At 70.7% G+C, this 6167-nt stretch carries 4 protein-coding genes; 3 read left to right on the forward strand and 1 reads right to left on the reverse strand.

What is annotated here, in order from left to right; translation table 11 throughout:
* The first annotated feature begins 82 nt into the window (after positions 1-82).
* Together ABD332_RS28295 and ABD332_RS28300 are read left to right on the forward strand one after the other, a co-directional pair.
* Entirely contained in the window at positions 83-502 is a 420-nt protein-coding gene (locus tag ABD332_RS28295) for a hypothetical protein (RefSeq protein ID WP_344505239.1), read from the forward strand.
* Between the two features lie 42 nt (positions 503-544).
* Positions 545-1444 (forward strand): CE1 family esterase, encoded by a 900-nt coding sequence (locus ABD332_RS28300; RefSeq protein WP_344505240.1) that lies wholly within the window; start codon positions 545-547, stop codon positions 1442-1444.
* A 170-nt stretch (positions 1445-1614) separates the two neighbouring features.
* On the opposite strand, the gene ABD332_RS28305 is transcribed toward ABD332_RS28300, so the two are convergent.
* Positions 1615-4845, reverse strand: a complete 3231-nt coding sequence (locus ABD332_RS28305) for a GH92 family glycosyl hydrolase (RefSeq protein ID WP_344505241.1) — start codon at positions 4843-4845, stop codon at positions 1615-1617.
* 325 nt (positions 4846-5170) lie between these two features.
* On the opposite strand from ABD332_RS28305, the gene ABD332_RS28310 reads away from it, so the two are divergent.
* On the forward strand, positions 5171-6167 hold a 997-nt coding region (locus ABD332_RS28310; protein WP_344505242.1), incomplete at its 3' end, for an intradiol ring-cleavage dioxygenase.

A 6167-nucleotide genomic window follows, 5' to 3' on the forward strand; every position in this document is an offset into this window, starting at 1 on the left:
TGCGGACTTGGACCTGATGGACGTCCAGGTCCCCACCGTAGCGTCGTGGTCACGACCTCGACGGACCACAGGACGGAGCATCATGAAACCGCACATCGGCGCCCGCGCGGCGGTCGCCCTGATGTCGGCGGCGGTCCTGCCGCTGACCGTGTTCGCGACGCCGGCCCACGCCGCGGAGCCCGGCGACGTCACCGTCGCCGCGGGCTGGGCCAGGTGCAACGACATCTCCGGCTCGCCCCTGTGCATCAGCGTCAACGGCGCGCTGAACAGCACGGCGACGGTGATGACGTCGTACCGGAAGAACTCCGGCCCGGACCGCTCCATCAGCCTGTACCTGTCGGCGTGCGGGACGGTGAAGGAGCTCGTGTACCAGGGCTCGATCACCGTGCCGGGCACCAGGTACGGCAGCCGGGCGAAGTACATCTCGTACAACTCGTGCTGGGTCGGGCACATGCGGATCGGCAACACGCAATGGACGACCAGCGAGCTGCTGACGAGGTAAAGGGCTTCCCTTGACCACGTCCGGCCGGGCAGGATCGGCGGAATGACGAGAGTCGGGGTGCTGATCGTCGGGTTGGTGTGGTGGCTGGCGGCGTGTTCCGCGGCGCCGCCGGTCGAGCGACCGGCGGACGGGCCGGGGGCGACGCTGACCGTCGCCCTCGACGGCCGGCCGTTCCAGCTGCACCTGCCCACCTCGTACGCCACGGGGACAAAGCTGCCGCTGGTGGTGCTGCTGCACGGGTACCGGTCCGGCGGGGCCGAGGCGGAGCGGTACTTCGGGTTCACCGCCGAGGCCGACCGGCGCGGGTTTCTCCTCGCGGTGCCGGACGGGACCAGGAACGCCCGGGGCCAGCGGTTCTGGAACGCGACGAGCGCGTGCTGCGACTTCGAACGCTCCGGCGTCGACGACTCCGGTTACCTGCAACGGCTGATCGACGCCGTGAAGGCCGCGCACCCCGTCGACGCGAGCCGCGTCTATCTCGTCGGGCACTCCAACGGCGGGTTCATGGCGTACCGCATGGCGTGTGAGCACGCGGACAGTGTCACGGCGATCGTCTCGCTCGCCGGGGCCGTGGACCTGGACGCCGCCGGGTGCGCGCCGTCCCGGCCGGTCGGCGTCCTGCAGATCCACGGCACCGCGGACGACACCATCCGCTTCGACGGGGGCACGAACGGCGGCCAGGCATACCCGTCCGCCGCGGCCTCGGTCGAGCGGTGGCGGGAGTACGACGGCTGCACGGACCAGGCCGCGGCCGCGTCGGCGCCGCTGGACCTCGACGCCACGCTCCCCGGAGCGGAGACCACGGTGACGACGTATCAGGCCGGCTGCCGGCAGGGCAGCCTGGTGACGTTGTGGACGATCAAGGACGGCGGGCACGTGCCGGCGCTGTCCGCCACGTTCTCCGCGTCGGTCCTCGACCACCTGCTGGCGCAGTCCCGGTAGGCGCGCGGGTCACGGCACCAGGCGGGGCCCTGCAGCACCCGCAGGGCCTCCGCGTCGGCGGACTTCGCCACGGGTCCGTGCGATCCCACCGCAGAGCTGACCGGATCGGTGGGGTCCGAGCGCGCCGCGCCGGCCGGCTGACGGGCACGGCCGGCGCGGTCGGGCCCGGGTCAGGCGAGCAGCTGCAGCTCCGCGAGCTGGGTCTCCGCGGCGCCGTGGTTGGCGGTGATCTGCAGGCGGAACCGCGAGTAGGTCGCGGTGGCCGGGGCGGTGAACGCCCGCGTCTGTCGACGGTCGGCAAAGTCGACGTTGTCGCGGGCGTCCACCGTCGTCCAGGTGACCCCGTCGTTCGAGCCCTGCAGGACCCAGTTCCTGGGGTCGCGGCCGGGTAGATCGTCGGCGGAGGTCAGGGTGTACTGGCGGACCGTGGTCGCGCCGGACAGCTGGCAGGTGATGGTGGCGGTGGCGGCGAAGGCGAGCCACTTGGTCATCGAGCTGTCGTCGGTGAGGGCGGCCTTGCTCTCCCCCGGCGGGTTCTCACCGGTGACGGTGACGGTGCTGCCGGTCGCCTTGTCCTTCTGCTGCACCGGCACGGCGCTCCCGGTGGTCATGGACGCCGGGACGTCGTTGGCGCCGGTGCCCCAGGAGGACGGGTTGGGCCCCATCACGAAGCTCAGTGTGCCGCCCGCGAGGAGGTCGGCGTGGGTCAGGTAGTTCTTCGTGTAGGTGGCGCCGTTGAGGGTGGCGCTCTGGATGTACCGGTTGGTGTCGCTGACCCCGGGCGCGTTGACGGTGAACGTGCGCCCGTTCTCCAGGTTGACCGTCGCCTTCGCGTGCAGCGGCGCGCCGATCGTGTAGTCGGTGCTGCCCATGCGGGCCGGGTAGAAGCCGAGCGCGGAGAAGATGTACCAGGCGGACATCTCCCCGTTGTCCTCGTCGCCGAGGTAGCCGCCACCGGTCCCGGCGCCGGAGTTGTAGTAGCGCTGCAGCGTGGTGCGGACCGCGTTCTGCGTCTTCGCCGGGGTGCCGGCGTAGTTGTACATGTAGAGCATGTGGTGCGTCTCTTCGTTGGCGTGCGCGTACTGGCCCATGTTCGCGTCGTAGGTCTCGCGCATCTCGTGGATGGTGCCGCCGTAGCAGCCCGGCAGGTAGTCGCGGGGCGCGGCGAGCATGCCGTCGAGCTTCGCGGAGAGCTGGGCGCGGCCGCCGTACAGGTTGGCCATGCCCTGCGGGTCCTGCGGCGCCGGCGTCGCGTAGTGCCACGGCGCGCCCTCGACGAACTCGCAGCCCCACCGGTTGGGTTTGAAGTCGGCGTCGCTGGTGCGCCACGCGCCGTTGCTCTGCTTGCCGCGGAAGAACCCGACCGACTGCGAGTACAGGTTCGTGTAGTCGAGGGCCCGGTTGCGGAAGTAGGCCGCGTCGTCGGTGCGGCCGAGCGCCTGCGCCATCTGCGCGATGCCGAAGTCGTTGGTGGCGCTCTCCAGGGTCCACGACGCCGAGTCGCCGCGGACGTCGGAGGGCAGGTAGCCCTTGAACGTCGACACGTCCAGCCCGACCCGGCCGTTGATCATCGGCGAGTACACGGTGGCGTTCTTCACCATCGACGCGTAAGCGGCGTTCACGTCGAAGTTGCGGACGCCCTTCATGTAGGCGTCGGCGAACGCGAGGTCCTGGTTGGTGCCCGGCATCGCGGCCCGGTTCCACGGCCCCGACCAGCTCGGCGTCCAGCCGACGGTCTTGTACACGTTGACGAACCCGTCGAGCATCTCCCCGGCCCGGGTGGGCTCCAGCAGCGTCAGCAGCGGCCACTCGGCGCGGGCGGTGTCCCAGAAGCCGTTGTTGACGTACATCTGCCCGTCGTGGAGCTGGCTGTCGTACGGGCTGTGGTACCGCCGCACGCCGCCGACCATCTCGGCGCGGTTGTTCGGGTACATGAACGTCCGGTACAGGTTGGAGTAGAACGTGACGAGCTGGTCGCCGGACGCGCCTTCGAGGCGGATCCTGCCCAGCGTCGCGTCCCACTGGGCCTGCGCCTCGTCCCGCACGGTGTCCAGGGACTTGCCGCCGACCTCCTGGCTCAGGTTCGCCGCGGCCTGCGCGACGCTGATCCAGCTGGTGCCGACGCGCAGTGTGACCTGCTGGTTCGCGCCGGTGGCGAAGCGGACCCAGCCGGTGCCGCCGGTGCCGGACGCGGCGATCGCGGTGTCGACGGTCGCGGAGAAGTACAGCTTCGCGCCGCGGTGGTCGGCGTAGCCGGAGATCGTCCGGCTCGCGGTGTCGACGGCGAACGAGCCGGCGGCGCTGTCGACGACGTCGAACAGGATCGTCGAGTCCGACGCGGTGGGGAACGTGAAGCGCATGACGCCGGCGTGGTCGGTCGGCGCGATCTCGGCGGTGATGCCGTACGTGTCGAGGCGCGTCTTGTAGTAGTGCGCCTTCGCGACCTCGTTGGCGTGGCTGAACGTGGACTTGCGGGCGTCCGGCGTCGTCTTCAGCGCGCCGGTCATCGGCATGATCTGCAGCTGGCCGTAGTCGCCGATCCACGGGCTCGGCTGGTGGCTGATCGCGAAGCCCTGCACGGTGGTGGCCTTGTACTCGTACAGCCATCCGTCGTTGTTGCCGTTGGTCACCGGCGTCCAGAAGTTGAACCCGTGCGGGACGGTCGCGCCCGGGAACGTGTTGCCCCGCGAGTAGTCGCCGGTGGAGTCGGAGCCACGGCGCGTGTCGACGAGGTCCGACAGCCGCCCGGCGGTGTTGGCCGCGATCGTGATGTCGTCGAAGTACCCGCGGAACGTGCCGGTCCCCTCGGGCTTGTCGTAGCCGACGAGGATCCGGTCGATGGTCCTGCCGGCGACCTTCGCGCCGATGTTGGACGTCACGTAGTTCCACGTGTCGAAGTTGAGGACCCAGCCGGTGCCCTGGTCGTGCGGGTGGATCCGGACGCCGTGCTGGTCCACGGCGCCCGAGTCGCGCAGCCGGGTGCCGTCGGTGAACACGAGGTCCACGGCGACGTCGAGGTTGCCGCCGCCCTGCGGGAACACCCAGTAGGACAGCGTGGTGGCCGCGCCGACGGCAATGTCGACGTCGAACACCCGGTTGTAGGAGTAGCTGGTCGTGGCGCTGGTGTCGGCGCCGGAGTACATCAGCGCGGCGGTGCCGGTGTGCGCGGACTCGTTGCGGGTGCCGCTCTCCATGCCGGTGAGGCCGCAGCAGTACCCGCCGACGCCGGCGCTGCTGTCGACGCTGTTGGTCCAGGTGGGCTGCGGGTCGCCGGCCTCGAAGCCGGAGCTGAAGCCGGTCCCGGCGGCGGCCGCCGGCTGCGGCGGCGACAGGACGGTGAACAGCCCGGCGGCCATGGCGGCGAGGGCCACCCAGCTCCGGGCGCGGCGGCGCTGCGACATGGTCACACCTCGCGGGTGTCGGCGGTTTCGTCAAGATTGCACAGAACCGCGCATCGACGTCAATACCAGCCTCGATGCCTGCGACATCGCATCACGAATCGCACGTTGGTCAGCACCGAGCGTGCAACAGTACGCCTCAAAACCAACACGTCCGCGCACACTTCCCCACCTCCATTCAACACGAAGGCCAAATTTTTACCGAACCTCGGTACTGACTACGCTCGGTAGTCGATACGTTACGAGGTTCGGTTGCAGGTCGCTGCCAGGCGGCTGCCAGCTTCGACGGTCAGGTTGTGAGGCAAGCGACCGTCAGGGAGGTTTGATCGTGGAACAGGCACCGTCATACGAAGGCCGCGCGTACTCCCGGCCCGAAGAGGACCTGTACGACCAGGGGCTGGGCTTCGACCTCGGCACGATGGTCCGGCGCCGGCAGCTGCTGCGGGTCTTCGGCCTCGGCGCCGCGGCGATCGGCCTCACCGCCGCCTGCGACTCCGACGACACCGGCGGCAGCGGGACGCCCAGCGCCGGCGCGAGCTCGTCGGGTGCGACGTCCACCACCGGTGAGATCCCTGACGAGACCGCCGGCCCGTACCCGGGCGACGGCTCCAACGGGCCGAACGTGCTCACCACGAGCGGCGTCGTGCGCAGCGACATCCGCTCGTCCTTCGGCACCGCGAGCGGCACCGCGGCGGGCGTGCCGATGACGCTGGAGCTCAGCATCGTCGACCTCGCCAAGGGCGCGGGCACGCCGTTCGCCGGCGTGGCGGTGTACGTCTGGCACTGCGACCGGGAGGGCCGGTACTCGCTGTACTCCGAGGGCGTCACCGACCAGAACTACCTGCGCGGCGTGCAGATCGCCGACGCGCAGGGCAAGGTGAAGTTCACCAGCGTCTTCCCCGCCTGCTACTCGGGCCGCTGGCCGCACATCCACTTCGAGGTGTACCCGGACCAGGCGAGCATCGCCGACGCGTCCAAGGCCATCGCCACCTCCCAGGTCGCCCTGCCGAAGGACGTCTGCGACACGGTGTACGCCACCACCGGCTACTCCGCCTCGGTGCAGAACCTGTCCCAGGTGACCCTGCAGAACGACAACGTCTTCGGCAACGACGGCGGCGCCCTCCAGCTCGGCACCGTCACCGGCGACGTCACCGGCGGCTACTCGGTCTCCCTGACGGCGAAGGTCGACACCACGACGACCCCGACCGGCGGCGGCGCCCCTCCCGGCGGCGGCGGTGACGGCGCCCCGTCCGGAGCCCCTCCCGGCGGCGGCCCGGGCGGCTCGGGCGGCCCGCGCCCGAGCGGGCCGCCGCCGGGCCGCGAGG

Origin of the sequence: Dactylosporangium maewongense, from assembly GCF_039531485.1 — a bacterium.
Taxonomy (GTDB): domain Bacteria; phylum Actinomycetota; class Actinomycetes; order Mycobacteriales; family Micromonosporaceae; genus Dactylosporangium; species Dactylosporangium maewongense.